The following is a 25400-nucleotide window of genomic DNA, read 5'->3' as shown; positions in this document are numbered from 1 at the left end:
GAGTAGCACGACGGTGAACAGCGGCGGCGAGCGGGTACGGGTCGCGCGGCGCATGAAACAGCAGCGCAGGCAGCATGGCTTCACGCTGCTCGAATTGCTGGTCGTGCTCGTGATTATCGGCATGCTCGCGGCGCTCGTCGGGCCGCGCTACTTCGCGCAGCTGGGCAAGTCGCAGGTGACGGTCGCGCGCGCGCAGATCGACGTGTTCACGAAAGCGGTCGACAACTTCCGGCTCGACGTCGGCCGTTATCCGACCACCCAGGAAGGGCTCACCGCGCTCGTCGTCAAGCCGGCCAACGCGGACAAATGGGCGGGACCGTATCTGAAGAAGGAAGTGCCGCTCGACCCGTGGGGGCATCCGTACATCTACAAGATTCCCGGTGCGAAAAGCGACTACGCGATCATCTCGAACGGGCCCGACAGCCAGTCGGGCACGAGCGGAGAAAGCGCGCAGATCAGCAGCGAATAGACGAACGGACTACTGAGCATAACGTGCGATGCCGGTGCGCCCGAAATGGGCCACCGGCATCGTCTGTAAACCCTGGCGATACACCATGCAATACGAAGTCAGAGCGCTTGCGCCCGACAATCAGATCGTCGCGCTCGTTATCGATGCGCACGACGAGAACGATGCGCGGCGTCAGGTCGAAGCGCGCGGACTGCATGCCACGCGGCTCGCGCCGCGCCGCTCGCTGCGGCGTCCGGCGGCGTCGCGCGGCGCGCTGTCGCTCGTGCTGTTCAGCGAGGAATTGCTGGCGCTGCTGACGGCCGGCCTGTCGATCGTCGAAGGGCTCGAGGCGCTGCTCGAGCGCGAAGGCAGCGGACGCCTGCGCGGCGTGCTCGAACGGCTGCTTTCGGGGCTGCGCGAAGGCAAACGCTTTTCGAGTCTGCTGGCCGAGCAGCCCGATGTGTTTCCACCGCTTTACATCGGCATCGTGCGCGCCGCGGAAGGCACGAGCGACTTGCCGCGCTCGCTGCAACGCTTTATCGACTATCAGTCGCGTATCGACCTCGTGCGCAACAAGCTCGTCAGTGCCGCGATCTATCCGAGCATTCTGCTGTTTGTCGGCGGTGGCGTCGCGACGTTTCTGATCGCCTATGTCGTGCCGCGCTTTGCGACGATTTATGAAGGCACAGGCCGTTCGCTGCCATGGATGTCGCAGGTCTTGCTCGACTGGGGCAAGTTCGCCGCCGCGCATGGCTTGCCGTTGCTGGGCGCGGCGGTCGCTATCGCCTTGACGGGCGGCACGGTGCTGCGCGCGGCGATCGCGAAGGCGGGCCTCCCGACGTTGCTGGCGCGCATTCCGGTGATCGGTCCGCATCTGCGCATCTATCAGTTGTCGCGTTTGTATCTGACGCTCGGCATGCTGCTCGAAGGCGGCATTCCGATCGTGCCGGCGATGGAAACGGCGAGCGGCACGATTTCGCCGGGCTTGCGCGAGCGGTTGATGCAGGCGCGCCTCGCCGTGCAGTCCGGCACCAATCTGTCGAGCGCCTTCGACAAGGAAGGCCTGACCACGCCGATCTCGCTGCGCATGCTGCGCGTCGGCGAACGCTCGGGCGAGCTCGGCGACATGCTGACCAAATCGGCGGCGTTCTACGACGGCGAGATCAGCCGCTGGATCGACCGCTTTACGCGTCTGTTCGAACCGTTGCTGATGTCGGCGATCGGCCTCGTGGTCGGGACGATCGTTATTTTGCTGTACATGCCGATTTTCGATCTGGCGGAGAGTTTGTCGTGAGCGTGCCCGCGAATGTATTGCCGATCGCGTCCGAACTGACGGACGCACCGATCGAATCGTTGTCCGCGCAACCGGTGCAATCCATGCAGCCGGTGCAAGCGCCGCCGCCCGCATTGCGCCTCGACGCCGAACTGCTCGCGCGCGCGCGCGCGGCCGCGTCGGCGACGCAACGGCATCTGATTGTCGAGCTCGAGGCGCTGACCGGCGGCGAGCCGCGCGAACTGCTGCAAGCGCTCGCGCGGCAGCTCGCGATGCGGGTGATCGAAACGCCCGCCATGCTTGCGATGCAGGCCGCGTTCGACCGCGTGCCGCTATCGCGCGCGATGCAGCGGCGCTGCGCGCTGCTGCGGGATGTGACAAGCGCGGTGGACGATGCGGCGGGCAACGCGGCAGACCACGCGAGCGATCGTGCCACGAACCAAGCAAGTAACCACGCAAGGAACCACGGCGGTGCGCTGATCGGCGTCGTCACGAGCCCGTTCGACCTCGATCTGCAGACCTGGCTCGCGGCCCAGGCAGGCGGCCCGATCGAGATCCGCGTGACGCTGCCGTCCGATCTGCAGGCGTACCACACGCGCATGGAAGAGTCGGCACGCGCGGTCGACAGCCTCGTGACCGACGGCGGCGAAGCGCGCGCCGATGGACGCACGGCGCAGGTGCTGTCGTTCGAAACCGTCAGCGAGGCCGCGAGCCCCGCGGTCAAGCTCGTCAATTCGACGCTCTATGATGCGCTCAAAGCGGGCGCATCCGATATCCATATGGAGAGCACGGCGACGGGCCTCGCGTTGAAATATCGCGTCGACGGCGTGCTCGATGCGGCCGCGACGATACACGGCGTCGAAACCGCGGAGCAGGTCATCTCGCGTCTGAAGGTGCTCGCGGAACTCGATATCGCCGAGCGCCGCGTGCCGCAGGACGGCAGTTTCCGGGTCGCCGCCGGCGGGCGCGACATCGATTTGCGCGTGTCGATCATGCCGAGCATTCACGGCGAAGACGCGGTGATCCGTATTCTCGACAAGCGCGCGATGATCGAAGCGTACGGGTCGTTGACGCTCGAAGCGCTCGGCTACGATGGCGAATCGCTCGAAGCGCTGCGCCGCCTCGCGGAAGAACCGTACGGCATGCTGCTCGTCACGGGCCCGACGGGCTCGGGCAAGACGACGACGCTCTACGCAGCGCTCACGGAAATTCATAATGGCCGCGACAAGATCATCACGATCGAAGACCCGGTCGAATATCAGCTGCCGGGCATCCTGCAGATTCCGGTCAACGAGAAGAAGGGTTTGACCTTTGCGCGCGGTCTGCGCTCGATTCTGCGGCACGATCCGGACAAGATCATGGTCGGCGAAATCCGCGACCGCGAAACCGCGGAGATTGCGGTGCAGTCCGCGCTGACGGGCCACCTTGTGCTGACCACGGTGCACGCGAACAACGTGTTCGACGTGTTCGGCCGCTTCAGCCATATGGGCATCGATCCGTATGCGTTCGTTTCGGCGTTGAACGGCATCTGGGCGCAGCGGCTGTTGCGCGTGAACTGCTCGCACTGCGCGACACCTTACACGCCGACCGACGCGGAACTCGCGCGCGTGGGCCTGACGCGCGCGGACGTCGCCGATTTCGATTTCCGCCAGGGCGCGGGATGCGGCGATTGCCGCGGCACCGGGTATCGAGGACGCCGCGCGATCGCCGAAATTCTGATTCTCGATGACGAGATCCGCGATATGGTCGTCGAGAAGCAGCCGATCCGCCTGATCAAGGAAGTGGCGCGCCGCAACGGCACGCGCCATCTGCGCGAGGTCGCGCTCGCACAGGTGAAGCGCGGCGAGACGACGCTTGCCGAAGTGAAACGGGTGACTCTCAATGCGTGAGGCGTGGATGCGTTTGGGGGCGCGCAAGGGAACGCCCAAGGCAACGCCCAATGGAACGCCCAAGGGGATGCCGCGGTTTTCGCTGAGATTCAGGCGCGGGCAATGCCGGGTCGCATTGTGCCGCGACGGCGTCGCGGTGCTGCGCACGGATGGCGGGCGCGGCGACGGCGCGCGCGCGCTCGCGAGTTCTGGCGCGGGCATGGCGTCGAGCACCGCCGGTTCCGCCGCGAGTGCAGGCGCGGGCGCCATCGCCCTACGCCAGGCGGCAGCACTATCGTCAAACCTGGCGGAACGTTCGCTGCGCGGTATCGCATCTGAAGCGACGCCCGAGCAACTTGCCGCGGCAATCGGCGCTGCACTCGACGAAGCCGGCGGCGCCGGACTGCCGATTCACGCGACGTTCGGCGACGAGCTCGTGCGTTACTTCATCGTCACGCCGCCGCCGAACGGCACGCGCCTTCAGGATCTGCGTACCGCCGCCGAAGTGCGCTTCCAGATGCTTTATGGCGAACCGGTTGCCGCATGGCACCTTGTGGCCGACTGGCACGCGGCGGCCCCCTTCCTCGCGTGCGCCGTGCCGCTGCGGTGGCACGCGGCGCTGCAACTCGCGGCGCGCGCGCGGCGCAGTAGCCTCGTCTCGACGCTGCCGAATTTCGTCGGCGCATGGAACCGCTGGCGCCGTCGCGTGGCTGGCGATGCATGGCTCGCGACGCTGCACGACGGCGCGCTGACGCTCGGCGTGATCGACGGCGCCGGACGGCGTGCGCGTCTTGCCGCGGTACGCACGCTGAAGCTCAGCGAGGAAGCGCCGCCGCTCGCATGGCTGCATGAGCAACTCGCGCGCACGGCGCTGCTCGATAACGTGCGGGCGCCCAAGGTGCTGCACGTGTATGGCCAGTTGCCGCGGAGCTGGCAGCAAGCGCAGCGCCCTGGCGCAGCGGGCAACGGCAGCGCAGGCGCGCATGCAAGCGCGAACGCCGCAAACGCCGTAAACGCCGTAAACGCGGCCGACACCGTGATCGAAGTGCGTGCATGCACGGCCGCTCGAGCGGCGTTCGCAGCGCCGGAAGGCGCGCACGCAACATGGTCGGCCGCCGCGCAACTCGTCGCGCAACTCGTATCAAGCAGCCGGGGCAGCGCCGCGCGATGAAACGCCTGCATATCGATCTCGCCCCGGTCAGCGCGCGCCGCCAGCTTTACCGCAGCCATCCGGTCATGCGCGTGCTCGCGCTCGCCGCGCTGATCGCGTGCGTGGCCGCCGGCATCCGCGCGCACAAACTGCTTGGCCGGCTCGACACGCTCGAACGTCAGGAGGAGCGCATCGCATCGCATAACGCGCAATCGGCGCGCGCACGCGCGACCGTCGCGAGCCGCCCGATCGACGCGAAGCAGGGCGCCGCGGTCAACGCCGCGGTCGCGCGCCTGAATCTGCCGTGGGATGACATCCTCGACGCGGTCGAAGCCGCCACGCCGCCGAAAGTCGCCGTGCTGTCTGTCACGCCCGACGCGAGCCGCGCGCTGTTGCGCATCGAAGCCGAGGGCAGCGGCAGCGACGCGATGATCGGCTACCTGAAGGCGCTCGAGCAGCAGCCGCTCTTCGAGCGCGTCGATCTCGTCCGGCACGAGATGTCGAAGGACCATATGGACGGCGTGATCCGCTTCCAGATCGAAGCGCAGTGGCGCAGGAGCGCGTCATGAGGATGCCGAATCTGACGCGCGCGCTGTTGTGGATGCAGCTCGCGCTGCGCCGCACCGGACTCGATGCGCTCGCGGCCGGCGTGCTCGCAATCGGCGCGGGAGCGATGTGGTTGGTGCTGCTGCCGGGCCTCACCGTTCGCATCGCCGACGAAGCGCGGGCCGTCGTGCGCGCGCGTTCGGCGCCGCCGCCCGCGCCGGTGATCTCGCCGCAGGCGCTCGCGGCCCAGCGGCTCGACGCGTTCTACGCGGCGCTCGGCGATGCAGGCCACACCGAGCAGGTGGTCACGCATCTGTTCGACGCCGCGAGCGAAACCGGCGTCGTGCTCGACAAAACCGAATACAAGCCCGCGCGCGATACGGCCGGACGCTTCGAGACCTACACGATCGTGCTGCCCGTCAAAGGCGACTATGCGCAACTGCGCCGCTTCTGCGAAAAAGTGCTGATGACGGTGCCGTACGCGGCGCTCGACGACATGCGCTTCAAGCGCAGCTCCGCCAACGACCAGACTGTCGAGGCAAGCCTGCGGTTCACGGTCTTCCTGCGCCCCGCGCCGCCGGGCAAGGGCGCTGCCACCACCGCGCTGGTCGCAGCGGGCGAGGCGCCACGATGAAACCTCTGCACGCGGTGCTCGCGGTCGCGTTCGTGGTTTGCGGCGGCCTGCTGATTTTCGGTAACCACGATTCGCCCGATCAGGTGGTCGAAGCCGCGCCGCGCGCGGGAGCGGCTGGCCGCGCCGCCGGCCAGGCCGGCGCGGCCGACCGTGGCGAGAGCGCGCCGTCTGCCGCAAGCACGGACAACGGATCGATGGTCAGCATCGGCGCGCTGCGCTCGCGCAGCGAACTGTTCGGGGCGGCCGGCAACGGGCACCACGAACTGTTCGGCAGCCAGACGTGGGCGCCGGCGCTGCCGTCGGTCGCGCCGGCCGGCGCGCAGGTGCCGCCGCTGCCGTCCGAGCCGATGGCGCCGAACCTGCCGTTCACTTACATCGGCAAAAAGGCCTCGGACGGCGCGTGGGAAGTCTATCTCGCGCGCGGCGACGAGACCGTGATCGTGCACGACAAGTCCATGATCGATGCGACGTATCGGGTCGACGCGATCAAGCCCCCGGTTCTGACGCTGATGTACTTGCCGCTCAAGCTGGTCCAGACCATCGATATCGGCAGCGCCGATTGACATGCAATACGAGAAAGCATTCATAGGAAGCAAGTCGTTGCATACGCAATCACTAAAACAAGATGGACGTCGGGGTCTGAGCGGCGGCACCGCGTCACGCGCCAAACCACGCGGGGGGCGGTGGCCGTGGCATCCGCTGCTTGGTCTGCGGTTTGGTCCGCGCTTCGGCCTGCGGTCGCGTCCGCCGTTGCGTCACCTGGCGCCGCTCGCGCTCGCCATCGCCCTGCCGGTGCTGCTGGCCGGCTGCGCGGCGGAGAAGGCCTATCGCGCGGGCGAAGATCTCGTCGCACAGGGCAAGGTCGACGAGGGGCTCGCGAAAATGCAGGAAGCGATGACGCAGGAGCCGCACGACGCGCAATATCGCGCGACCTGGCTCGCGGTCCGCGAAAACACGCTGTCGCGTGACAACGAGCAGGGCGACCGCCTCGCTGCCAACGGCGCGCGCGACGCCGCCCGCAAGTCGTACCAGCATGCGTTGACGCTGGACCCCGCGAACGAGCGCGCACTGGCGGGACTCGCCGCGCTCGATCAGGCCGCGCGCCTCGATGCGCTCATTGCGCAGGCCGAAGCGATGGCGGCGAAGCAGAACGCCGCCGGCGCGCGCCGTCTTGTCGAGCAGGTGCTGACCGAGGCGCCCGAGTATCCGCGCGCGCTGGCGCTGCAGCGCAAGCTGACGCTCGATTCCGGCGCGACGCGCATCGAAGCGGCGCTCGCCGCGGCCTACCGGCGGCCGATCCATATCGATTTCAAGGACGCGTCCCTCAAGCAGGTATTCGACGTGATCTCGCGCAGCGCCAACATGAATTTCCTGTTCGACAAGGACGTCCACACCGATCAGCACACCTCGATCTTCCTCAGAAACAGCACGATCGAGGCCGCGGTGCGCTATGTGCTCGCGACCAACCAGCTCGCACAGCAGGTGCTCGATGAAAACACCGTGCTGATCTACCCGAATACGCCGGCGAAGCTCAAGGACTACCAGGAGCTCGCGGTGCGCACCTTCTTCCTGTCGAACGCCGAAGCGAAGACGGTCGCGAATACGCTGAAAACGATCCTGAAAGCGCACGATATCGTTATCGACGAAAAGCTGAATCTCGTGATCGTGCGCGATACGCCCGATGTGATCCATATGGCCGAGAAGCTCGTTGCGCTCGAAGACGTTCCGGAGCCCGAGGTCATGCTCGAAGTCGAAGTGCTCGAAGTGCAGCGCAACAGCACGCAAAACCTCGGTATCGATTGGCCCGACTCGATTACGGTGACGCCGCTGCCGGTCGGCAGCGTGATCTCGAATACCGGTCAGGGCAGCAATACGGGAGGCGGCGTCGGCAACCCGTTCAACAGCGGATCGTTCGGGATCCCCTCGACGGGCGGCAGCAACCCGCCGGCGCTGTCGCTGAACGACCTGTTCCACCAGACGTCGAAGACGCTCGGTGTGTCGCAGATCCAGGCGACGGCGCAGGCGAACCTTGTCGATTCGAATGCGAAGCTGCTGACGAACCCGCGCATTCGCGTGCGCAATCATGAAAAGGCGAAGATCCTGATCGGCGAACGCGTGCCGAACATCACGTCGACGGCGACGTCGACGGGCTTCGTGTCGCAGTCGGTCAACTATATCGACGTCGGCCTGACGTTGAACGTCGAGCCGGCGATCTATCTCGACAACTCGGTCGGCATCAAGGTCGCGCTCGAAGTGAGCAGCCTGCTCAATGTCGTGTCGGGCGGCAACTCGGGCACGACCGCGTATGAAATCGGCACACGCACGGCGAGCACGGTGCTGCAGCTGAAAAACGGCGAAACCGATGTGCTGGCGGGCCTCATCGATAGCGAGGAGCGCACCTCGGGCAACAAGATTCCGGGCTTCGGCCAGTTGCCGGTGCTCGGGCGCCTGTTCGGCGCGACCACCGACGACGACAAGAACACCGAAATCGTGCTGGCGATCACGCCGCATCTGATCCGCAACATCCAGCGGCCCGATGCGGCTTCGGCGTATTTCACGGCCGGCACCGAGACCAATTCGCAGGGCCTCATGCAGTCGAACGGCATCAGCAGCGCGTCGTTCTCGTCGGCCAGCAGTGCGTCGTCTAGCTCGGCATCGCCGTCCAAGGCGGCATCGTCGGGCGTCGGCAATACCGGCGCGCAGGGCACGAATGGCACAAACGGGCTCGGCTCGAACTACGGCGGTGCGGGCAGCGGAATGGTCGGCGGCGGAGCCGGCGGCTTTGCGGGCGGCGAGGGCGACCCGATCGTCGCGGGCGGCGCGCCGAGCACGGGCACCGCGCAGATGTCGGTGCAAGGGCCGCAGCAGGTGAAGGTCGGCGACTCGGTCACGGTGACGCTGACCATGCAGGCGGACCAGCCATTGACGATCGTGCCCGCGAACGTGACCTACGACAGCTCGAAGCTGCAATTCACGGGCGTAACGGAAGGCGACTTCCTGAAGCAGGGCGGCGCGCAGACGAACTTCTCGAGCCGCGTCGGGCAGAACGGCCAGTTGAGCCTGTCGGATTCGGCATCGGGCGGGACCGGCGCCACCGCATCGGCCACTTACGCGGTGCTGTCGTTCCGCGCGATCGCGCCGTCGTCGCAGACCACGGTTCAGGTGCAGCCGGGCACGCTGCTCGGTCTGACCGGCATTCCGGTAACCGCGCTGCCGCCGACGCCGTACGATTTGACGGTGAACCCGAAATGACACGGGCGCGCGCGCGCGGTTTTACGCTGATCGAGCTGCTCGTCACGCTCGCGATTCTCGGCGTGCTCGCGTGCATGACGGTGCCCGTCGCTCAGGTGATGCGGCAGCGCGAACGCGAACAGCAACTGCGCGCGGCACTGCACGACATACGCGAAGCGATCGATGCGTACCACACCGCGAGCAAGGATGGGCGCATCCAGAAAGAGGCGGGCGCGACCGACTACCCGGCGAATCTCGAACTGCTCGTGCAGGGTGTGCCGGATCAGCAGGATCCGAAGGCACACAAGATGTACTTTCTGCGGCGTATTCCGCGCGACCCGATGAACGACAACGACCCGCAGCTTTCCGACGCGGCAACGTGGGGCAAGCGCGCCTATGCGAGCGACGCCGAAGATCCTCAAGAGGGCGACGACGTGTACGACGTCTATTCGACGTCGAACGGCATCGGACTCGATGGCATTCCTTATCGAAAATGGTGATACCGATGCAAGGGCGCAGGCATGCGAAGGCTGCGGCGGGCTTTACGCTGATCGAGCTGCTGATCGTGCTCGCGATTATCGCGTTGATGCTGACGCTGGCATTGCCCGAGTATTTTCATTCGATCGACGCGTCGAAGGAGAAGGTGCTCATGCAGAACCTGCATGTCACGCGCGTGGCGATCGATCAGTTCTACGGCGACCTGGGGCGTTATCCGGATTCGCTGCAGGAACTCGTCGACAAGCACTATCTGCGCACGCTGCCGTTCGATCCCGTAACCGATAGCGCGGCGACCTGGCAGATTGTCGCGCCCGACGAGCAGTTTCCGGGCAATGTCTACGACATCAAAAGCGGCGCCGAAGGGACCGATGTCGAGGGCAAGGCTTACGGGGCGATGTGATGGGCGAGGCGCTTTTCCGCGCGAGGCCATGCAAGCGCGCTTGCTGTCGCGCTTGGCGGCGAGTCTGCGGCAGCCGCACTTGCGGCCGGGCTTGCGCTTCCCCGCGCGCGCCGCGGCGCCGTGCAGCGCAAGGCGGCTACACGTATCTTGCGCTGCTGATTCTGCTTGCGATCATCAGCATCGCGGCGGCCGCTTCGGCGCAGCTCGGTGCGATCTATCAGCGGCGCATGGCGGAAAAAGAGCTGCTCGCGATCGGCGCGGAATTCCAGCGCGCGCTGCAAAGCTATTCGTCGGCCACGCCGATCGGCCAGCCGACGCAGCCGCGCACGCTCGAAGAGTTGTTGCGCGATCCGCGCTATCCGAATGTGGTGCGCCATCTTCGCAAGGTCTACGAAGACCCGATGACGGGCAAGGCCGATTGGGTGCTCGTGATGTCGCCCGACGGGCAGACGATCGTCGGCATTCATAGCGCATCGCATGCGCATCCGATCCAGATCTCGCATTTTCCCGTGGCATTTCAGGGCTTCGCGAACCGGAAGAGCTATACGGACTGGGTGTTCGTCGCGCGCTTTCCGGCGCTCACACAAGGGCAGCGGCCGCCGGACGGACCGGTGATGAACGGCGATGCGCCGGGCGCGGTAAATGGCGGCGGTGTGCCGCTCGGCGGCTCGCAGCCTGGCGGGGCATCGTCGAATGACGGATCGTTCGGCAGCGGTTCGTTTAACAACGGTTCCTCGAATGACGGATCGTTCGGCAGCAGTTCGTTTAGCAACGGTTCATCGAATGGTGGGTCGTTCGGCAGCGGTTCGTTCAACAATGGTTCGTCCAACGGCGGCTCGTTCGGCGGCAACAGCCCGTTCGGCGGCGGATCGTCGAACGGATTTTCGCCGGGTCGACAGTCGTCCGGAGGCTCGTCGTTCAATAACTCGCCGTTCGGTAGCGCGCCCGCCTCGCAGTGAGCGGCGGCCATGTAGCCGTTGATTCGGCGGCGATTCGGCGCTGCGATGCAAGCGGCGCGGCGCGAGCCTCTCGACAACGCGATGGCGCGCACGTTCGGCGCCTGAGCACCGCAACACGTCCTTGCCCCCTACTCACGGCCCGTGCGGGCCGTTTAATTTGGCTCACAGCTTAAGTTGTCAGGCGATACATCGAAACATTTGACCAAAAGTCATAGTTTGCAATAGTTGTTTGATAACAAGAAATTGACGGTGCTATCGTTCGCGTCGTCAGAAGCATTCCCCAAGCTACGAGCGTTGCCATGAACGTATCCCCGATTACCGAAAGCGAATTCGCGTCGACCGTGATGGCGGTGCCGCCGCTCGCACGCCATGCGGACCTGTCGCTCGACGTCGCCGCAAACCAGCGCCTGATTCGCCATATCGAAGCGGGCGGCATGCGCACGCTGCTGTACGGCGGCAACGCGAATTCCTATCACGTCGCGGTTAGCGAATATCGCGAGTTGCTTGCGATACGCTCGCGCGACTCGTCGACAGCGGCACGCTGATCGCCGTCAAGTACGCGATCGTGTTCGTGATTCTGCTCAACTGCTCGCTCGGGCTCGTGCATCCGCCGATCGGATCGGTGCAGTTTATCGGCTGCGCGAGGCGATGTGTCGATCGGGGAGACGTCGAAGACGGCGTGGCCGTATTACCTCGCGATTTTTAGCGCGATCAATATCGTGACGTATTTCCCGTCATTCTCGACATGGCTGCCAAGCCTGATTGCGGGGCATCCGGTGTATTGAAGAACGCTCAGGTTCTTTGGAGGATGCGAAAGAAGATTCAGAAAGGGCCTTGAATCCAGGGCCCTTTTGCGTTTCCGGTGCTTTCGATGTTCGCTGCCGATATGGGCTGCCGATCTTCGCTGCGTTAGCCGGCCGTCCTGTACTTCGCAAGCAGTTGCTCCGCGCCGCGCGTCAGAATGCCGACATCCGAGCCGACCGCCGTGAACGTGCAGCCCAGTTCGATGCAGCGCCGCGCCAGCGTTTCGTCGCTGGCCAGAATGCCGGCCGGCTTGCCGGTCGCCACAATGCGCGCCAGCGTCTTTTCGATTGCATCGACCACGTCCGGATGCTTGAGATTGCCGATATGACCAAGCGCCGCGGACAGATCGCCGGGACCGATAAACACGCCGTCGACGCCCTCGACGGCCGCAATGCGCTCGAGGTTCTCGAGGCCGAGCCGGCTCTCCACCTGCACGAGCACGCAAAGCTCGTGCGCGGCGTCTTTCACGTAGTTCGCAATGCGCCCGTAGCCCGACGCGCGCGGCGCCGAAGCATAGCCGCGCACGCCCTCGGGCGGATAGCGCGTGTAGGCGACCGCATTGCGCGCATCGTCCTCGGTCTCGACGTAGGGGATCAGCAGGGTCTGCACGCCGACGTCGAGCAGACGCTTGATCGTCACCATCTCGTTCCACGGCGGACGCACGACAGGTTGCGTGTGCGAGCCGAGCATCGCCTGCAACTGGCCGTGCACCATATGCAGCTCGTTCGGCGCGTGCTCCATATCGAGCACGAGCCAATCGAAACCAGTGCCCGCGAGCAGTTCGACCGAACCGTGATGGGCGAGACTCGACCATAGGCCGATCTGCTGCTGTCGCGCGGCGATCGCGCGTTTGAAACGATTCTCGGCAAGCTGCATGACGGGTTCTCCGCAATGGTTGAACTGACGTTGCTGACGTTGCTCGTACGTTGAACGAACTCGAAGGGGGCGCTCGACACGGTGTGTCCCCTTCGATAGCGCCTTTAGTTTGCCCCTTCGTTAGCGCCCTTCGTTAGCGCCCTTCGCTAACGCGCTGCTTTGCGCTGTTCCGGCGGCGTGAAATCGAAGCTGGCGAAACTGCCGCCCTGATAACGCTGCGCGACCGCATCGAGCGGATTCGGGCGCGCCAGGATTTCAGCGGCGCAATCCTCGGCATTCTGCCGCGGCCGGTAACCGAGGCGCTCGGCGCCGCCGGTGTCCCCGCCGTTATCCCAATAGCTGCGCGTATTCGCCGACACGCCCCAGACCACCTGATAGCCGATATCGGGCACCTGGATCGATTGCTCGATCAGCTGCAGCAGATCGTCGAAGCCGAGCCACCTGCTCAGATGCCGGAACTCGGTCGGCTTCTCGATGCAGCTGCCGATACGCACGCAGACGCTCTCGATGCCGTGCTTGTCCCAGTACAGGCGCGCGATGCCTTCGCCCCACATCTTGCTCAAGCCATAGAAGCCGTCCGGACGGAACTCGCAGTCTAGCGCAAGCTTGTCTTCGACCGGATACATGCCGATCGAGTGATTCGAGCTTGCGAACACGACGCGGCGCACGCCATGGCGGCGCGCACCTTCATACACTTCGACGAGCCCGCGCAGATTGTTCTCGATGATCTCGGGCGGCGGCCGCTCGACGCTCGTGCCCGCCATATGGATCAGCACATCGACGCCCTTGAGCAGCCTGTCGACGACGGCCGGATCGCGCAGGTCGCCGTGCATGACGTCTTCGCCGGCTACGAGCGGCTCGAGCGGTTTCGAGCGGTTTCGAGCCGGCGGCCGAGCGCAGACCGACGCCGCGCTCGAGCAGCGCGCGGCGCAGTACGCGGCCCAACTGGCCGGCGGCGCCGCTCAATGCAATCTTCTTCACGTTGTTCATCCTTGTCGGGAAGGGAGAGAAAGGTGTGTTTGGAGCGGGAGGCGGGTTATGCGGCGCGGCGCGTGAGTCGCGTGGTCAGCCGGCAGCCGGCGGGCTGGGGCTCGCCGAATACGCGATCGCGCACGGCGCGCCGCGCTCGCTCGAAGCACTGGGCTTTTCGTCGAATCACATCGCGGATGCCGCTGCGCTTGCGCTACGCACGCCGGTGGCGAATCCGCGCCCGATTGCGCTCGGCGATGTCGAAGCGATGCTCAGGCATGCGCATGCCGGCGATCTTGCGGGATGGAACAGCGTCGCGTCGGCATGAACCGGGAGTCGAGGCGGGCGTAACGGCGAGGTTTGCGCCGCGCCAGCCCGCTCAAACCGTCGCAAGCCGCGCGACATCCACGTCGAATTGCCCGGTCCAGCGCTTGACGGTGCCGGCATCGATATCGAACAGATCGAGCACGCGCCCGAGCGTATGGTCGATCATCGATTCGAGGCTATCGGGCCGCGCATAGAACGCCGGCACCGGCGGATAGACGATCGCGCCGATCTCGGTTACGGCCGTCATATTGCGCAGGTGCCCGAGGTGCAGCGGCGTTTCGCGCACCATCAGCACTACACGGCGGCGTTCCTTCAGCATCACATCGGCGGCACGGGACAGCAGCGAACCCGTGTTGCCGGTCGCGATCTCGGCCAGTGTCTTCATCGAGCACGGCGCCACGATCATCCCGTCGACGGGAAACGAACCGCTCGAAATCGCCGCGCCGATATCGGCGTTCGGATAGTGTTTGTGCGCCAGCGCCTGCACGTCCGCCGAGCGCCACTGCGTTTCGTAAGCGAGCGTCATCTGCGCCGAGCGCGTCATCACGAGATGCGACTCGATATCGAGTTCGCGCAGCATTTCCAGCAGCCGGATGCCGTAAATCACGCCCGAGGCGCCGCTGATTCCCACCACGATACGTTTGCGTCGGATTGTCACGATCGTTCTTTTGTTGAGCGGTTATCCCGCGTCGAGGTCCGCTTCAGAGGCCGCTTCAGGGGCCGCTTCAGAGGCACGCGTCGCCTGACGCGATGCACGTCCTCGTCTCCAGTTTGAAGGTTGCATGACGGACGTCATGCCGTTCAAACGAAATCTGTTCATGCGAGGCATGAGCGCGATTCATCGTGCTGGGACGGGTCACATCGGATGAAATCCGTTCATGCCGCATATGAGAAATCACCGTTTGCGACGTGACCGGTTCTGCCTCAGTCTGCGCTGACAGTCTGGCGCGAACTGCCGCGCGACCCGTCGCGCAATGTAACCCATGGAATGGCACACGTCACGGCGACCGGACTTCGAGGATCGCCGCGCGGCCGTTACCTGTCGGTGTACTACGCAATCCATGACCCGCCGTTGCGCTGATTGATATTTCCCCGTTCACTAACCGGATCACCATGAAGAATTTCCCTTCATTCCAGACACATCTGCAAGCCCTCGAAGAAAAAGGGCTCGTTGTGCACGTGCACCGAGAGATCAACAAGGATACCGAGCTGCATCCTCTGGTGCGCTGGCAATTGCGCGGCGGCATTCCCGAATCGGACCGCAAGGCGTTCGTGTTCCACAACGTCGTCGACAGCAAGGGCCGCCGCTACGCACTGCCGGTGGTGGTGGGCGCGCTGTCGATCAACCGCGAGGTGTACTCGATCGGGATGGGCGTACCCGTCGATCAGATCGGCAAGAAGTGGCAGCAGGCGAAGGGCAACCCGGTCAAGCCGGTCGTAGTCAACGAAGCGCCGTGCCAGGAAGTGTGCTTTATCGGCGACGACCTCGATGTGGACGGCCAGGGCCTCGAGCACCTGCCGATTCCGATTTCGACGCCGGGTTTCGACAATGCGCCGTACACGACATGCTCGCAGTACATCTCCGTCGACCCGGAGAACGGCGTGCAGAATATGGGCACCTATCGCGGACAGATCAAAGGCAAGCGCCGCGTCGGCTGCAACCCGTCGATCGAGATGGGACAGGGCATCTATCAGCACTGGGTCAAGTACAAGGCGATGGGCCAGCCGATGCCGGCCGCGCTCGTGATTGGCGGCCACCCGGCCGTGTCGTTCTGCTCGGTGCAGAAGCTGCCGATCGACGTCGACGAACTCGGCGTGGCCGGCGCGATTCTCGGCGAGCCGCTGCGCGTCGTGAAGTGCAAGACGAACGATCTGCTCGTGCCCGCCGACGCGGAAATCGTGATCGAAGGTTTTGTGCCGACCGATTCGCTCGAGCCGGAAGGACCGTTCGGCGAATCGCACGGCCACGTGAACCTGCAGGAATTCAACCCGTATATGAACGTGACCGCGATTACGCGGCGCAAGAACGCACACCTCGTTTCGATCATCAGCCAGGTCACGCCGAGCGAAAGCTCGCTCGTGAAGAAAGTGGCCTTCGAGCCGCTGTTTCTCGATCATCTGCGCAACGCGCTGCGTATTTCGAGCGTCGAGAAGGTGGTCATGCACGAGCCGCTCACGAACCTGCGCAAGCTCGTGATCGTTGTGTTCAACGAAAAGGCCACTGAAACGGAAATCTGGCGCGCGCTGATGGGTGCGGCCTCGTTGCAGCCGGCGGTCGGCAAGCTCGTGGTCGCGGTCAGCAACGACATCAACCCCGAAAACAGCGACGCGATTTTCTGGTCGATGAGCTACCGGATGAACGCGGTCAAGGACGTGCAGATCCTGCACGGCCGCGATACGGGCCACGGCCCGCGCACGTCGGGCGCGCAACGCGGCGACGATGCGGTGGACGGCGTGATCCTGATGAACGCGACGCTCAAGGAAAAGCTGCCGCCGATGTCGCTGCCGACCAAACCGTATATGGAAAACGCCAAGGCGATCTGGGAGGAACTCGGTTTGCCCGCGCTGCGTCCCGAATGGCCGTGGTACGGCGTGTCGATGGGCGACTGGGACGAGCGCAACGAAGCGATGGCCCAGCGCGCGGTCAAGAGCGATTACTTCACGACCGGCGAAGAGCAGACGCGTCAACGCGTAGGCCCCGAGTGGATCAACAAGGACTCGGCCTGGTACTTTGACGAAATGAGCGAGGAAATGAGCAAACAGGACAGCAAACAAAAGAGCGCGAAAAAGAACGACATGTAAGCCCTTTTCTTATCTGCGCGACAGGCTGAAGGAAAAGCGCGCCCCGTGTGTGTATCGAAGCGCCGTCGACTGGAGACAGCGGCGCTTCGAGCGGCCGGCCGCACGCGGCGCCGTTCCTCATCGGGCCTTGCTCGCGCTCAGGCATTGCACGTCCGGCCTCACGAATAGAACGACATCAACAGGTGAGATATGCATAAAAAAGGAGGAGCGGTTGGCGCTGCGCGCGTCGTGATGTTGACGCGATCGCTGGCGGCAATGACGGTGGTAGGAATGGGCTGCACAGCGGGCGGCACCGCGCATGCGCAAAGCAGCGTGACGCTATACGGTTCGCTCGACGGCGGCCTGCGCAATCTGGTGAACGGGACCAAAGCGGGCGGCGCCGCGCTTTCGATGGCGTCGAACGGCACGTATAACTCGAACCGTTGGGGCTTTATCGGCAAGGAGGACCTGGGCGGCGGATACTACGTGCGCTTCAACCTCGAAGCAGGCTATGTGCTTTCCACAGGCCAGAACAACAACACGAACAACCAGCTTTTCCAGCGGACGTCGACGGTCGGTTTCGGCGGACCGTTCGGGCAGGTCGACATCGGCCGGCAGTTTACGCTGCAGCACTATCTGACCAAGGACTTCGAGCCGTTCGACTTCCATTACCTGAGCATCACGGAATCGACGGCCGTATCGGGCGGAAACACGGGCCGCGACGACAACGACATCAACTATCACGGCGATTTCGGGCCATGGGTGCTGCGCGGCGAGGTGGCGGTGGGCGGCGTGCCGGGCAGCGTCTCGCACGGCTCGGTGCTCGCGGGCGGCCTCAACTACCGTACGGAGACCGTGAAGCTCGGCGCGGGCTATACGCACCGCTCGAACCCGCTCTCGGCGACGTCGAACCAGTTCTTCAGCAACGACCAGTACACGGCGGGCGGCACGCTGTCCGTCGGCCCCGTCGATATGATGGCCGGCTACTCGCTCGATATGCAGGACGTGCCGGTCGGCGTGAAGAGCAAGACGCGCAACCAGTACCTGTGGGGCGGTGTGCGTTATCAGATCACGCGGTTCTTCAATGCGACAGCCGCGTATTACGATAACCGGAACAAGACGGGCGGCGTCGATGGGCGCAAGGACGTGGCGATTCTTGGCATCGTTTATCTGCTGTCCAAGCGCACCGAACTCTATGCGGACATCGACTATACACACTTCACCGGTGTATACGTGACGAATGCGACGCTCAATGCGTCAGGGCATGAAAAGCAGACGGGTATCTCGTTCGGTATCAACCACTGGTTCTAGCGGTTCAGGCGGGCGCGCAGCGTCCGCTTTATTCGGTTTCAGCCGGTCAAGCCGAGCCGAAGCAAAAACAAAAATGGCAGGAATCTCGCGATTTCTGCCATTTTTTACCGCCTGCTCGGCGTGCTCGGCGTGCTCGGCGCTATCAATGCAACGCAATCAATGATCGTCGAGCGACCCGTGCGCATTGAAGTGCGCGCGAATGGTCTTCGTGTAGTGCAGAAACGCGGGCGTGGCCATCACTTCGAGCGGGCGCGGGCGCGGCAGGTCGATATCGTAGATCGCGGCGATGCCGCCGGGGCGCTCGGACATCACGAGCACGCGGTCCGACAGAAACACCGCTTCAGGAATGCTGTGCGTGATCAGCAGCACGGTTTTCTTCGACTCGAGCCAGATGCGCTGCAGTTCCATATTCATGCTTTCGCGCGTCATCGCATCGAGCGCGCCGAACGGTTCGTCCATCAGCAGCACCGACGGCTCGTGAAGCAGCGCGCGGCAGATCGAGACACGCTGCTGCATGCCGCCCGACAACTGCCACGGGTACTTTTCCTCGAAGCCGACCAGCCCCGCCATTTCGATGAGCTTGCGCGCCTTCTGACGCGCGTCGCGCTTCGGCATATGGCGCATTTCGGCTTGCAGCAGGATATTGTCGAGCACGGTGCGCCAGGCCAGCAGCACGGCGCTCTGGAACACGATGCCGACATTTTTCTGCGGACCGCTGATCGACTGGCCCGACAGCGTCATCGATCCCGACGAGATCGGTTCGAGCCCCGCGACCATTTTGAGCAGGGTGCTTTTGCCGCAGCCCGACGGGCCGACAATCGACACGAACTCGCGCTCGCGGATCTCGAAGTCGAGCGGCCGCAGCGCCTGCATCGTGCCTTGCCGGCTGCGATAACTTTTGGTCACGTTGCGCAACTCGATCAGCGGCCGTGCCGGCGACGCGGCGGGCGTTCGATAGTGGGTCTCGTCGAGCTTCAGTACGGTGGTCATGGCGGAACGGGTTTGATGGAAGAGGAGGGGACTCAGGCGGAGGGCGCTCAAGGCACGAACGCGCCCGTGTAGTACTTCGCCGGCGCATTCGCGGACGCATCGAGCTTGCTGTACTGCACGACCGACGCAACCGAGCTGTCGATGTTCTTCGCGCTGACGTGGAAAATCGGCAGCTTTTCCGTGTCGGGCGTCCGGTAGAACGGAATCGTCGCTTGCAGCGTGCGGATCATCGTGTCGCGCGAGCCGGCGGCGGGCAGCGTTTTCAGCAGTGCGTCGACGGCCGCGGCCGGGTCTTTCTCCGCGTCGTTCACCGATTTCGCCGTCGCGCGCATGAAGCGCCTGAGCAGATCGGGGTTGTCCTTGATCATGTCGTTGCGCGCGATGATGCTGAGCGTCGCGACGTTGACGTCGTAGTCGGCGAAGCGGATCGCACGCGCAGGCTTTTTCGTGGCTTCCTCGACGGAGATCAGCGGAATCGTCGCGAAGCCGACCAGCAGATCGGCATGCCCGGTAATCACCGCATTGATCGTCGTTTGCGGGTTGCCGGTAATTGTTTTGAAATCGCTGTCTTTCAGGCCGACCTTGTTCATGAACATCGTCCAGATCTGTGACGATGCATCGCCGGGGGCGACGGCCACGGTTTTGCCCTTGATGTCCTGCGGCGTCTTGATGTTCTTTTCCGCGAGGCCGACCACCGAGGTCGGATTTTCCTGCATCAGCACGCCGATCGCCTTGACGGGCGCGCCCATCGCAGCCACCTTCACCATCGTGCTGAAATCGGCATAGCCGATATCGGCGTTATGCGTGGCGACGGCCTGCACGGTGGGCCCCGAACCGTGACCTTCAATCAGCTTCAGGTCGATGCCCTCCGCGTCGTAGTAACCGCGCACCTTGCCGAGATAGAACGGTGCAACGGCGCCCGTGACCGTGTAATTGAGCATCAGGGTCAACGAGTCTTTCGCGCAGGCGCTGCCGCTTGCGCAACAGATCGCGGCGAAACCGAGCGCCGCTGCCGCGCGCCATAGCCGTTTAAGCTTCATATCGTCTCCTGCCTTTTTCTGATGTGGAAATTCGAACCGCGCACCGCGCTTTGCACGCCGTGCTTGCCGCCATGCTTCGCGGAAATGCGTTACGTTTTGCCGAGCAGGCGCGCGCGATGCGACGAATGCCACGGAATCGCGATGCGCTCGAGCATGTCGATCACGACGAACAGCAGTGCGCCGATCACGGAAAGCACGACCAGCGCCGAAAAGATCAGCGGCTGATCGAAATTGCCGTTCGCGCGCTGCAGCACGAAGCCGAGCCCCGAATTCGCGCCGACGAATTCGCCGACCACCGCGCCGACCACCGCCAGCGTGATCGATACTTTCATACTCGAAAAAATCGACGGCAGCGCGTGCGGCAGGCTGATCTTGAAGAAGGTCTTGAGCGGCGAGCTGCCCATCGATTTCGCGAGATCGATCAAATCCTTTTCCACGGACTTGAAGCCGAGCACGGTCGAAACGACGACCGGAAAGAACCCGAGCAGAAACGCGACGAGCATGCGCGGAAAGAGCCCGAAGCCGAACCAGACGACAAAAAGCGGCGCAATGGCCACTTTCGGGATGCTTTGCGAGAACACGACGAGCGGATACAGATAGCTTTCGATCAACGGCGACGCCGCCACGAGCATCGCGATCGGCACGCCGATCAGCACCGAAAGCGCGAAGCCGCCGAGCGTCGCATAGAGCGTCGGCAGCGATTCCTGCAGCAGCATCGGCCATTGCGCGGCGATCTGCTGCCCGATCGCCTCGGGCGTCGGCACGAGGTACGGCGGAATCTTGAACACGCGGATCACGAGATCCCACGCGACGACGACGACGACGATCAGGAGCAGAGGACGGACCCACTGCGAATTCAGGATTTTCCTCGTGAAGTTCACGGCATTCAACCTCTGTGATGAGTGGTTGCCACAGAGATTGACCGCGCGACCGGCAGTGGGCAAACGCTAATTGTTCATGCCGAACATGAGAGAAATTCATCCGCAGGGGCGCGCGAAGCATGCGCGCAGCCCGCCTGAATCACGCAATGCGCCTCTTCGCAAGGCAATGAATAGTTTTCATACGGGGCATGAATGATCGTCGTTTGCCGCGCCAGCAACGGCCCCGCAATATCCGCTTACCGGCTCGAAGCAGACCTGACACCCGGTTGAACCACCCCCCGAAGCATCGAGCCAGTCCAGATTCCACCCTTCGGCCAGCGGAGCAATGCAATGAATCAACCGATCAGCCCCGATGTCGTTTCATCCCACGTCAGCGTGCGGGACGGCACGCGCATCGGCTACAGCCTCTATGGCGGAATGCAGAATACGGTGCGCGTCGTGCTCGTCCATTCGCTTGCGATGGACCGCTACTTCTGGACGCCGGTCGTCGAGCGACTGCTGCCGCGCGCGTCCGTGCTCGCCCTCGATGCGCGCGGCCACGGCTCGTCCGACAAGGTCGCGGGACCGTACACGGTGACGCAGTTCGCGGAAGACGTGTACGACGTCGTGTGCGGCACCGGCTTTCGCAATGTGCTGATCGCCGGCGCATCGATGGGCGGCTGCGTCGCGCTCGAGTTCGCCGCGACCTATCCCGACGCGATCGCCGCGGGCCTGATCGACACCACTGCGTGGTACGGCGAGACCGCGCCGAAAGACTGGGACGAGCGCATGAAAAAGGCCGAAGCAGTCGGCATGGCGCCGCAAGTCGAGTTCCAGACCACGCGCTGGTTCAGCGATGCCTTCCGCGCTTCGAACCCGGAAGTTGTGCAGCGCTGCGTCGATACGTTCCTGCGCAACGGCGTCGCGCAGTTCGCCGCGACGGGCCGCATGCTCGGCGCGTTCGACGGCCGCGCGCTGATGAAGGACGTGAAGGTGCCGGCGTGTGTGATCGTCGGCGAAGAAGACTACGCGGCGACGCCCGCGATGGCGCGCGCGTTGCACCAGGGCGTGGCCGGATCGAGCTTCGTCGAGATTCCGAAGGCGCGCCATCTGACGCCGCTCGAAACGCCCGACATCGTCGCGAACGAACTGCACAAGCTGCTCGATCGCGCCGGCTGCGCACGATAAACGCGAGACAGACAAAGGGAGCGCACCAGATGATTCCGTTTGAGCTCGCAAAGCCCCAGTCGCTCGCCGAAGCGATCGCCCTGCTGGATCCGGAGGATCCGGATATCCGGCCGATGGGCGGCGGCACAGCCGTGATGCTGATGATGAAAGCGGGCGTGTTGCGGCCGACGCGGCTCGTGAGTCTGCGCGATGTCGAACCCGAGTACGCGCAGGTCGGCATCGGCACGCACGGCGAATTGCATATCGGCGGCCTGACGCGGCTCGCCACGCTCGAACATTCTCCGCTCGTGAAGGAAGGCTGGCCGCTGCTCGCGCGCACCTTGCGCACGCTGTCGAATGTGCGCGTGCGCAATGTCGCGACGCTCGGCGGCAATCTCGCGCATGCGGATCCGCACATGGACATGCCGCCCGTGCTCGGTTCGCTCGGCGCGCGCGTCACCATTAAAGGCCCGCGCGGCGAGCGCACGGTGCCCGTCGAACAGTTGTGCACTGGCTATTACGAAACGGTGCTGTCGCGCGACGAGCTGATCGCGCGCGTGATCGTGCCGCCGCAAGCGGGCCGTCCCGCGGCGTACATGAAGGTGACGACGCGCGCAGCGCACGATTGGCCCGCGCTGGGCGTGGCCGTCGTGCTCGATATGGAGGGCGCGGCGATCAAACACGCGAGCGTGATTGTCGGCGCGGCGACCGACCGCCCGACACGCCTCACCGAAGCCGAAACGCTATTGCGCGGCGCCGAGCCTGGCGACGAGAAAACGTTGCGCCACGCGGGCGAAGCGGGCGCGGCGCAACTCGATATCGTCGGCGATTCGCACGGCACGGCGAGTTACAAGAAGCAGTTGCTGAAGGTCTACCTGGGCCGCGCGGTGCGTACGGCGCTTGCCGCCGCGAACGCGCGCGGTACCGCATTCGAGGGCCACGCCTAAATGAAGATTGAAACGAAGCTGGACGAACAGCCGGCGCAGAAGCAGATAGGCCGCTCACTGAACCGGCTCGAGGCGCGTTCGAAGGTTACCGGGCGCGCCGACTATATTCACAATCTCGTCTTGCCGCGCATGCTGCACGGCAAGATTCTGCGCAGCACGGTTGCGCACGGAAAAATCGCCGCCATCGATACGAGCGCGGCGTGCGCGTTGCCGGGCGTGTTCGGCGTCTACACCGCGCAGGATATCGTCAAGGTGATTCCGGAGCCTTACTTCGGCCCTGCATTTCACGATCAGCCGATTCTCGCGCTCGAAAAAGTGCGCTATATCGGCGAGCCGGTGGCCGTGGTGCTCGCGGCCGATCCGCATATCGCGGAGGAAGCGACGCACCTGATCATGGTCGACTACGAGGAATGGCCGGCCGTGTTCGACGAAGTCCAGGCCGCGCAATCGGACGACGTGCTGGTTCACGCGTTTTTGCGGCCCGCGGGCACGTTTCCCGACCTCAAGCATCTGGCCGGCCGCAAGGGCACCAACGTCGCGCTCGATTTCAGGCTGCGGCGCGGCGACGTGGAGGCGGCCTTCGCGAGCGCCGCGCACGTGTTCGAAGATACCTTCAAGACGCAGCAGGTCATGCATACGCCGCTCGAGCCGATGGTGTCGGTGGCCGAGCCCGATACGGGCATGGGCACGCTGACCGTGCACACGGCGTCGCAAAGCCCGTCGTTCGTGCGCATTGAAATCGCGCGTCTGCTCGGTTGGGACGAAAACCGCGTGCGCGTGAAATCGGCGCTGCTCGGCGGCGGCTTCGGCGCGAAGCTGTATATCAAGCTCGAAGCGCTGGTCGTCGCGCTCGCGCTGCTGGCGAAGCGGCCCGTGAAAGTGTCGCTGACGATGGAAGAGCAGTTCTTCACGATCACCAAGCACGCGACGACCTTCCGCATGAAAACCGCCGTGTCCGCCGACGGACGCATTACCGGGCGCAAATGCGAAGTGTGGTGGAACGGCGGCGCGTATGCCGATATCGGCCCGCGCGTGACGCAGAAGTCGGGCTTCACCGCAACGGGGCCTTACGACATCGAAAACGTCTGGATCGATTCGTATCAGGTGTACACGAACCTGCCGCCCGCGGGCGCATTCCGCGGCTTCGGCATCCCGCAGATGGTATGGGCCTACGAGAGCCATGCCGATATGATCGCGCGCGCCTTGAAGGTCGATCCGGTCGAGTTCCGGCGCCGCAACATCCTGCACGAAGGGGGCATGCATCCGACCGGCACGACGATGCACGATGCGGCGATCGACCTCGTACTCGAACGCGTCGTCGAGCGGATGAACTGGAATGCGCCGTTCGAGCGCGGCACCGGCACGCTGCGGCGCGGCCGCGGCATCGGCATCGGCTTCAAGGCGCTGGTGGCGCCGACCACCTCGATGGCGATGATCAGCCTCGCCGGCGACGGCAGCTGCACGGTCTATTCGAGCACGGTCGATATGGGCCAGGCGTCGGAAACGGCGATCGCGCTGATGGCCGGCGACGTGCTCGGCATTCCGGCCGAACGCATCAAGGTGATGCGTCCCGACACCGATGTGACGCCTTACGACATGGCGACGCTCGGTTCGCGCTCGACCTTCCATATGGGCCACGCGGTGCGCCTCGCGGCCGAGGACGTGAACCGCAAGATCGCGCAGCTGGCCGAAGAACTTGGCGTGCCGACCGTGCCGGCGATGCGCGCCGGTGAACTGCTGCACCGCAAGTACAAGATGCAGGCTGGCAATATCGTCGGGATCGGCAGCTTTATTCCGGGCTACGCGTCGCCGTCGCACGAGACGGGTCAGTCGGAAAACATCACGCCGAACTGGATGGTGGGCGGATGCGGCGTCGAAGTGGAGGTGGATACCGAAACCGGTCATTTCAGGCTGCTGCGGTTCGAGAATGTCGTCGATTGCGGCACGCCGATCAATCCGAAAGTGGTCGATACGCAAATTTCCGGCGCCGCGATCATGCAGCTCGGTATCACGCTCTTCGAACGCATGGAGTTCGACGAAGTGGGCCAGCTGCGTAATGCTTCGTTCGCCGAATACAAGATTCCGGGCATCCACGATATCCCCGCGAAAATCGGCCGCGAAACGGTCGAATCCGTACAGAACAACGGGCCCTTCGGCGCGAAAGGCGTCGGCGAGAGCGCGACGTTCGGCGTCGCGTCCGCAATTGCCGAAGCGATCGAAGACGCGGTCGGCGTGCGTCTGAAGTCGCTGCCGCTGACGCCCGAGAGTGTCTATCGCGCGCTGTGCGCCGCGCGCAACGAACCGCTTGCAGAGGAATAACG

At 64.4% G+C, this 25400-nt stretch carries 23 protein-coding genes and 2 pseudogenes; 19 read left to right on the top strand and 6 right to left on the bottom strand.

From position 1 onward, the window contains the following. Positions 1–52: 52 nt before the first annotated feature. The 13 genes and pseudogenes from gspG to ACYPXD_RS20455 all read left to right on the top strand — a co-directional run. Positions 53–469: a type II secretion system major pseudopilin GspG gene (gspG, locus tag ACYPXD_RS20515; RefSeq protein WP_459715784.1), complete on the top strand. Its 417-nt coding sequence runs from the start codon at positions 53–55 to the stop codon at positions 467–469. 85 nt (positions 470–554) lie between these two features. After that, the gene (locus ACYPXD_RS20510) at positions 555–1742 is read left to right on the top strand and encodes a type II secretion system F family protein (RefSeq protein ID WP_459715175.1); all 1188 of its coding nucleotides are present in this window, start codon (positions 555–557) and stop codon (positions 1740–1742) included. Positions 1743–1825: 83 nt separating this feature from the next. Next, entirely contained in the window at positions 1826–3610 is a 1785-nt protein-coding gene (locus ACYPXD_RS20505; RefSeq protein ID WP_459715782.1) for a GspE/PulE family protein, read from the top strand. Positions 3611–3677: 67 nt separating this feature from the next. After that, complete coding sequence (locus tag ACYPXD_RS20500; protein ID WP_459715172.1) at positions 3678–4760, top strand: hypothetical protein; 1083 nt, start codon at positions 3678–3680, stop codon at positions 4758–4760. Continuing rightward, positions 4757–5308 carry a PilN domain-containing protein gene (locus ACYPXD_RS20495; protein ID WP_459715170.1) on the top strand — a complete coding sequence of 184 codons (552 nt, stop codon included), beginning with the start codon at positions 4757–4759 and terminating at the stop codon, positions 5306–5308. Before ACYPXD_RS20500 ends, ACYPXD_RS20495 begins: the two co-directional genes overlap by 4 nt. Beyond that, positions 5305–5919, top strand: a complete 615-nt coding sequence (locus ACYPXD_RS20490) for a hypothetical protein (protein WP_459715168.1) — start codon at positions 5305–5307, stop codon at positions 5917–5919. The genes ACYPXD_RS20495 and ACYPXD_RS20490 overlap by 4 nt, the downstream gene beginning before the upstream one ends. Next, the gene (locus ACYPXD_RS20485; protein ID WP_459715166.1) at positions 5916–6482 is read left to right on the top strand and encodes a hypothetical protein; all 567 of its coding nucleotides are present in this window, start codon (positions 5916–5918) and stop codon (positions 6480–6482) included. The genes ACYPXD_RS20490 and ACYPXD_RS20485 overlap by 4 nt, the downstream gene beginning before the upstream one ends. 187 nt (positions 6483–6669) lie before the next feature. After that, the gene (locus ACYPXD_RS20480) at positions 6670–9171 is read left to right on the top strand and encodes a secretin N-terminal domain-containing protein (RefSeq protein WP_459715164.1); all 2502 of its coding nucleotides are present in this window, start codon (positions 6670–6672) and stop codon (positions 9169–9171) included. Further along, positions 9168–9650, top strand: a complete 483-nt coding sequence (locus tag ACYPXD_RS20475; protein ID WP_459715162.1) for a type II secretion system protein — start codon at positions 9168–9170, stop codon at positions 9648–9650. Before ACYPXD_RS20480 ends, ACYPXD_RS20475 begins: the two co-directional genes overlap by 4 nt. A gap of 5 nt (positions 9651–9655) precedes the next feature. Further along, complete coding sequence (locus ACYPXD_RS20470) at positions 9656–10048, top strand: type II secretion system protein (RefSeq protein WP_459715159.1); 393 nt, start codon at positions 9656–9658, stop codon at positions 10046–10048. Positions 10049–10275: 227 nt separating this feature from the next. Then, the gene (locus tag ACYPXD_RS20465) at positions 10276–11007 is read left to right on the top strand and encodes a hypothetical protein (protein ID WP_459715157.1); all 732 of its coding nucleotides are present in this window, start codon (positions 10276–10278) and stop codon (positions 11005–11007) included. Between the two features lie 299 nt (positions 11008–11306). After that, a pseudogene (locus ACYPXD_RS20460) lies at positions 11307–11549 on the top strand (dihydrodipicolinate synthase family protein); the annotation flags it as partial. A 29-nt stretch (positions 11550–11578) separates the two neighbouring features. Continuing rightward, a pseudogene (locus ACYPXD_RS20455) lies at positions 11579–11792 on the top strand (TRAP transporter large permease subunit); the annotation flags it as partial. 124 nt (positions 11793–11916) lie between these two features. Here ACYPXD_RS20455 and ACYPXD_RS20450 read toward each other — a convergent pair. Beyond that, positions 11917–12687, bottom strand: a complete 771-nt coding sequence (locus ACYPXD_RS20450) for an HpcH/HpaI aldolase family protein (protein ID WP_459715155.1) — start codon at positions 12685–12687, stop codon at positions 11917–11919. 146 nt (positions 12688–12833) lie between these two features. Then, positions 12834–13520 carry an NAD-dependent epimerase/dehydratase family protein gene (locus ACYPXD_RS20445; RefSeq protein WP_459715153.1) on the bottom strand — a complete coding sequence of 229 codons (687 nt, stop codon included), beginning with the start codon at positions 13518–13520 and terminating at the stop codon, positions 12834–12836. 182 nt (positions 13521–13702) lie between these two features. Between ACYPXD_RS20445 and ACYPXD_RS20440 the strand changes: the two genes are divergently transcribed. Further along, complete coding sequence (locus tag ACYPXD_RS20440) at positions 13703–13984, top strand: hypothetical protein (protein ID WP_459715151.1); 282 nt, start codon at positions 13703–13705, stop codon at positions 13982–13984. A 51-nt stretch (positions 13985–14035) separates the two neighbouring features. Here the strand turns inward: ACYPXD_RS20440 and ACYPXD_RS20435 are convergent, their stop codons facing one another. Beyond that, positions 14036–14641, bottom strand: coding sequence for a UbiX family flavin prenyltransferase (locus ACYPXD_RS20435; RefSeq protein WP_459715149.1), 606 nt, complete (start codon positions 14639–14641; stop codon positions 14036–14038). A gap of 455 nt (positions 14642–15096) precedes the next feature. On the opposite strand from ACYPXD_RS20435, the gene ACYPXD_RS20430 reads away from it, so the two are divergent. Then, a complete protein-coding gene (locus tag ACYPXD_RS20430) occupies positions 15097–16785 on the top strand; it encodes a UbiD family decarboxylase (protein WP_459715146.1) in 1689 nt (562 codons plus the stop codon). Positions 16786–17040: 255 nt separating this feature from the next. After that, positions 17041–18075 (top strand): porin, encoded by a 1035-nt coding sequence (locus ACYPXD_RS20425; RefSeq protein ID WP_459715144.1) that lies wholly within the window; start codon positions 17041–17043, stop codon positions 18073–18075. Between the two features lie 156 nt (positions 18076–18231). On the opposite strand, the gene ACYPXD_RS20420 is transcribed toward ACYPXD_RS20425, so the two are convergent. The 3 genes from ACYPXD_RS20420 to ACYPXD_RS20410 form a co-directional block, all read right to left on the bottom strand. Next, positions 18232–19065: an ABC transporter ATP-binding protein gene (locus ACYPXD_RS20420; protein ID WP_459715142.1), complete on the bottom strand. Its 834-nt coding sequence runs from the start codon at positions 19063–19065 to the stop codon at positions 18232–18234. A gap of 47 nt (positions 19066–19112) precedes the next feature. Next, the gene (locus ACYPXD_RS20415; RefSeq protein ID WP_459715140.1) at positions 19113–20105 is read right to left on the bottom strand and encodes an ABC transporter substrate-binding protein; all 993 of its coding nucleotides are present in this window, start codon (positions 20103–20105) and stop codon (positions 19113–19115) included. Positions 20106–20194: 89 nt separating this feature from the next. Further along, positions 20195–20986 (bottom strand): ABC transporter permease, encoded by a 792-nt coding sequence (locus ACYPXD_RS20410; RefSeq protein WP_459715138.1) that lies wholly within the window; start codon positions 20984–20986, stop codon positions 20195–20197. A gap of 330 nt (positions 20987–21316) precedes the next feature. Between ACYPXD_RS20410 and ACYPXD_RS20405 the strand changes: the two genes are divergently transcribed. The 3 genes from ACYPXD_RS20405 to ACYPXD_RS20395 are packed head-to-tail and all read left to right on the top strand — an operon-like array spanning position 21317 to position 25398. Continuing rightward, the gene (locus ACYPXD_RS20405; protein ID WP_459715136.1) at positions 21317–22153 is read left to right on the top strand and encodes an alpha/beta fold hydrolase; all 837 of its coding nucleotides are present in this window, start codon (positions 21317–21319) and stop codon (positions 22151–22153) included. A 29-nt stretch (positions 22154–22182) separates the two neighbouring features. After that, the gene (locus tag ACYPXD_RS20400; RefSeq protein WP_459715134.1) at positions 22183–23079 is read left to right on the top strand and encodes an FAD binding domain-containing protein; all 897 of its coding nucleotides are present in this window, start codon (positions 22183–22185) and stop codon (positions 23077–23079) included. Then, a complete protein-coding gene (locus ACYPXD_RS20395) occupies positions 23080–25398 on the top strand; it encodes a xanthine dehydrogenase family protein molybdopterin-binding subunit (protein ID WP_459715132.1) in 2319 nt (772 codons plus the stop codon). The last annotated feature ends 2 nt before the right edge of the window (positions 25399–25400 follow it).

It is taken from the genome of Paraburkholderia sp. 2C (assembly GCF_054589215.1).
The sequence above is the reverse complement of the archived record's forward strand: the minus strand, read 5'-3'. Positions and strand labels throughout refer to the sequence as shown.

Excerpts from the sequence above, each read along its gene's own strand:
- gspG (WP_459715784.1), top strand. The coding sequence starts at position 53 with ATGAAACAGCAGCGCAGGCAGCATGGCTTCACGCTGCTCGAATTGCTG.
- ACYPXD_RS20510 (WP_459715175.1), top strand. The coding sequence starts at position 555 with ATGCAATACGAAGTCAGAGCGCTTGCGCCCGACAATCAGATCGTCGCG.
- ACYPXD_RS20505 (WP_459715782.1), top strand. The coding sequence starts at position 1,826 with ATGCAGCCGGTGCAAGCGCCGCCGCCCGCATTGCGCCTCGACGCCGAA.
- ACYPXD_RS20500 (WP_459715172.1), top strand. The coding sequence starts at position 3,678 with ATGCCGCGGTTTTCGCTGAGATTCAGGCGCGGGCAATGCCGGGTCGCA.
- ACYPXD_RS20495 (WP_459715170.1), top strand. The coding sequence starts at position 4,757 with ATGAAACGCCTGCATATCGATCTCGCCCCGGTCAGCGCGCGCCGCCAG.
- ACYPXD_RS20490 (WP_459715168.1), top strand. The coding sequence starts at position 5,305 with ATGAGGATGCCGAATCTGACGCGCGCGCTGTTGTGGATGCAGCTCGCG.
- ACYPXD_RS20485 (WP_459715166.1), top strand. The coding sequence starts at position 5,916 with ATGAAACCTCTGCACGCGGTGCTCGCGGTCGCGTTCGTGGTTTGCGGC.
- ACYPXD_RS20475 (WP_459715162.1), top strand. The coding sequence starts at position 9,168 with ATGACACGGGCGCGCGCGCGCGGTTTTACGCTGATCGAGCTGCTCGTC.
- ACYPXD_RS20470 (WP_459715159.1), top strand. The coding sequence starts at position 9,656 with ATGCAAGGGCGCAGGCATGCGAAGGCTGCGGCGGGCTTTACGCTGATC.
- ACYPXD_RS20465 (WP_459715157.1), top strand. The coding sequence starts at position 10,276 with ATGGCGGAAAAAGAGCTGCTCGCGATCGGCGCGGAATTCCAGCGCGCG.
- ACYPXD_RS20450 (WP_459715155.1), bottom strand. The coding sequence starts at position 12,687 with ATGCAGCTTGCCGAGAATCGTTTCAAACGCGCGATCGCCGCGCGACAG.
- ACYPXD_RS20445 (WP_459715153.1), bottom strand. The coding sequence starts at position 13,520 with ATGCACGGCGACCTGCGCGATCCGGCCGTCGTCGACAGGCTGCTCAAG.
- ACYPXD_RS20430 (WP_459715146.1), top strand. The coding sequence starts at position 15,097 with ATGAAGAATTTCCCTTCATTCCAGACACATCTGCAAGCCCTCGAAGAA.
- ACYPXD_RS20425 (WP_459715144.1), top strand. The coding sequence starts at position 17,041 with ATGACGGTGGTAGGAATGGGCTGCACAGCGGGCGGCACCGCGCATGCG.
- ACYPXD_RS20420 (WP_459715142.1), bottom strand. The coding sequence starts at position 19,065 with ATGACCACCGTACTGAAGCTCGACGAGACCCACTATCGAACGCCCGCC.
- ACYPXD_RS20415 (WP_459715140.1), bottom strand. The coding sequence starts at position 20,105 with ATGAAGCTTAAACGGCTATGGCGCGCGGCAGCGGCGCTCGGTTTCGCC.
- ACYPXD_RS20405 (WP_459715136.1), top strand. The coding sequence starts at position 21,317 with ATGAATCAACCGATCAGCCCCGATGTCGTTTCATCCCACGTCAGCGTG.
- ACYPXD_RS20400 (WP_459715134.1), top strand. The coding sequence starts at position 22,183 with ATGATTCCGTTTGAGCTCGCAAAGCCCCAGTCGCTCGCCGAAGCGATC.
- ACYPXD_RS20395 (WP_459715132.1), top strand. The coding sequence starts at position 23,080 with ATGAAGATTGAAACGAAGCTGGACGAACAGCCGGCGCAGAAGCAGATA.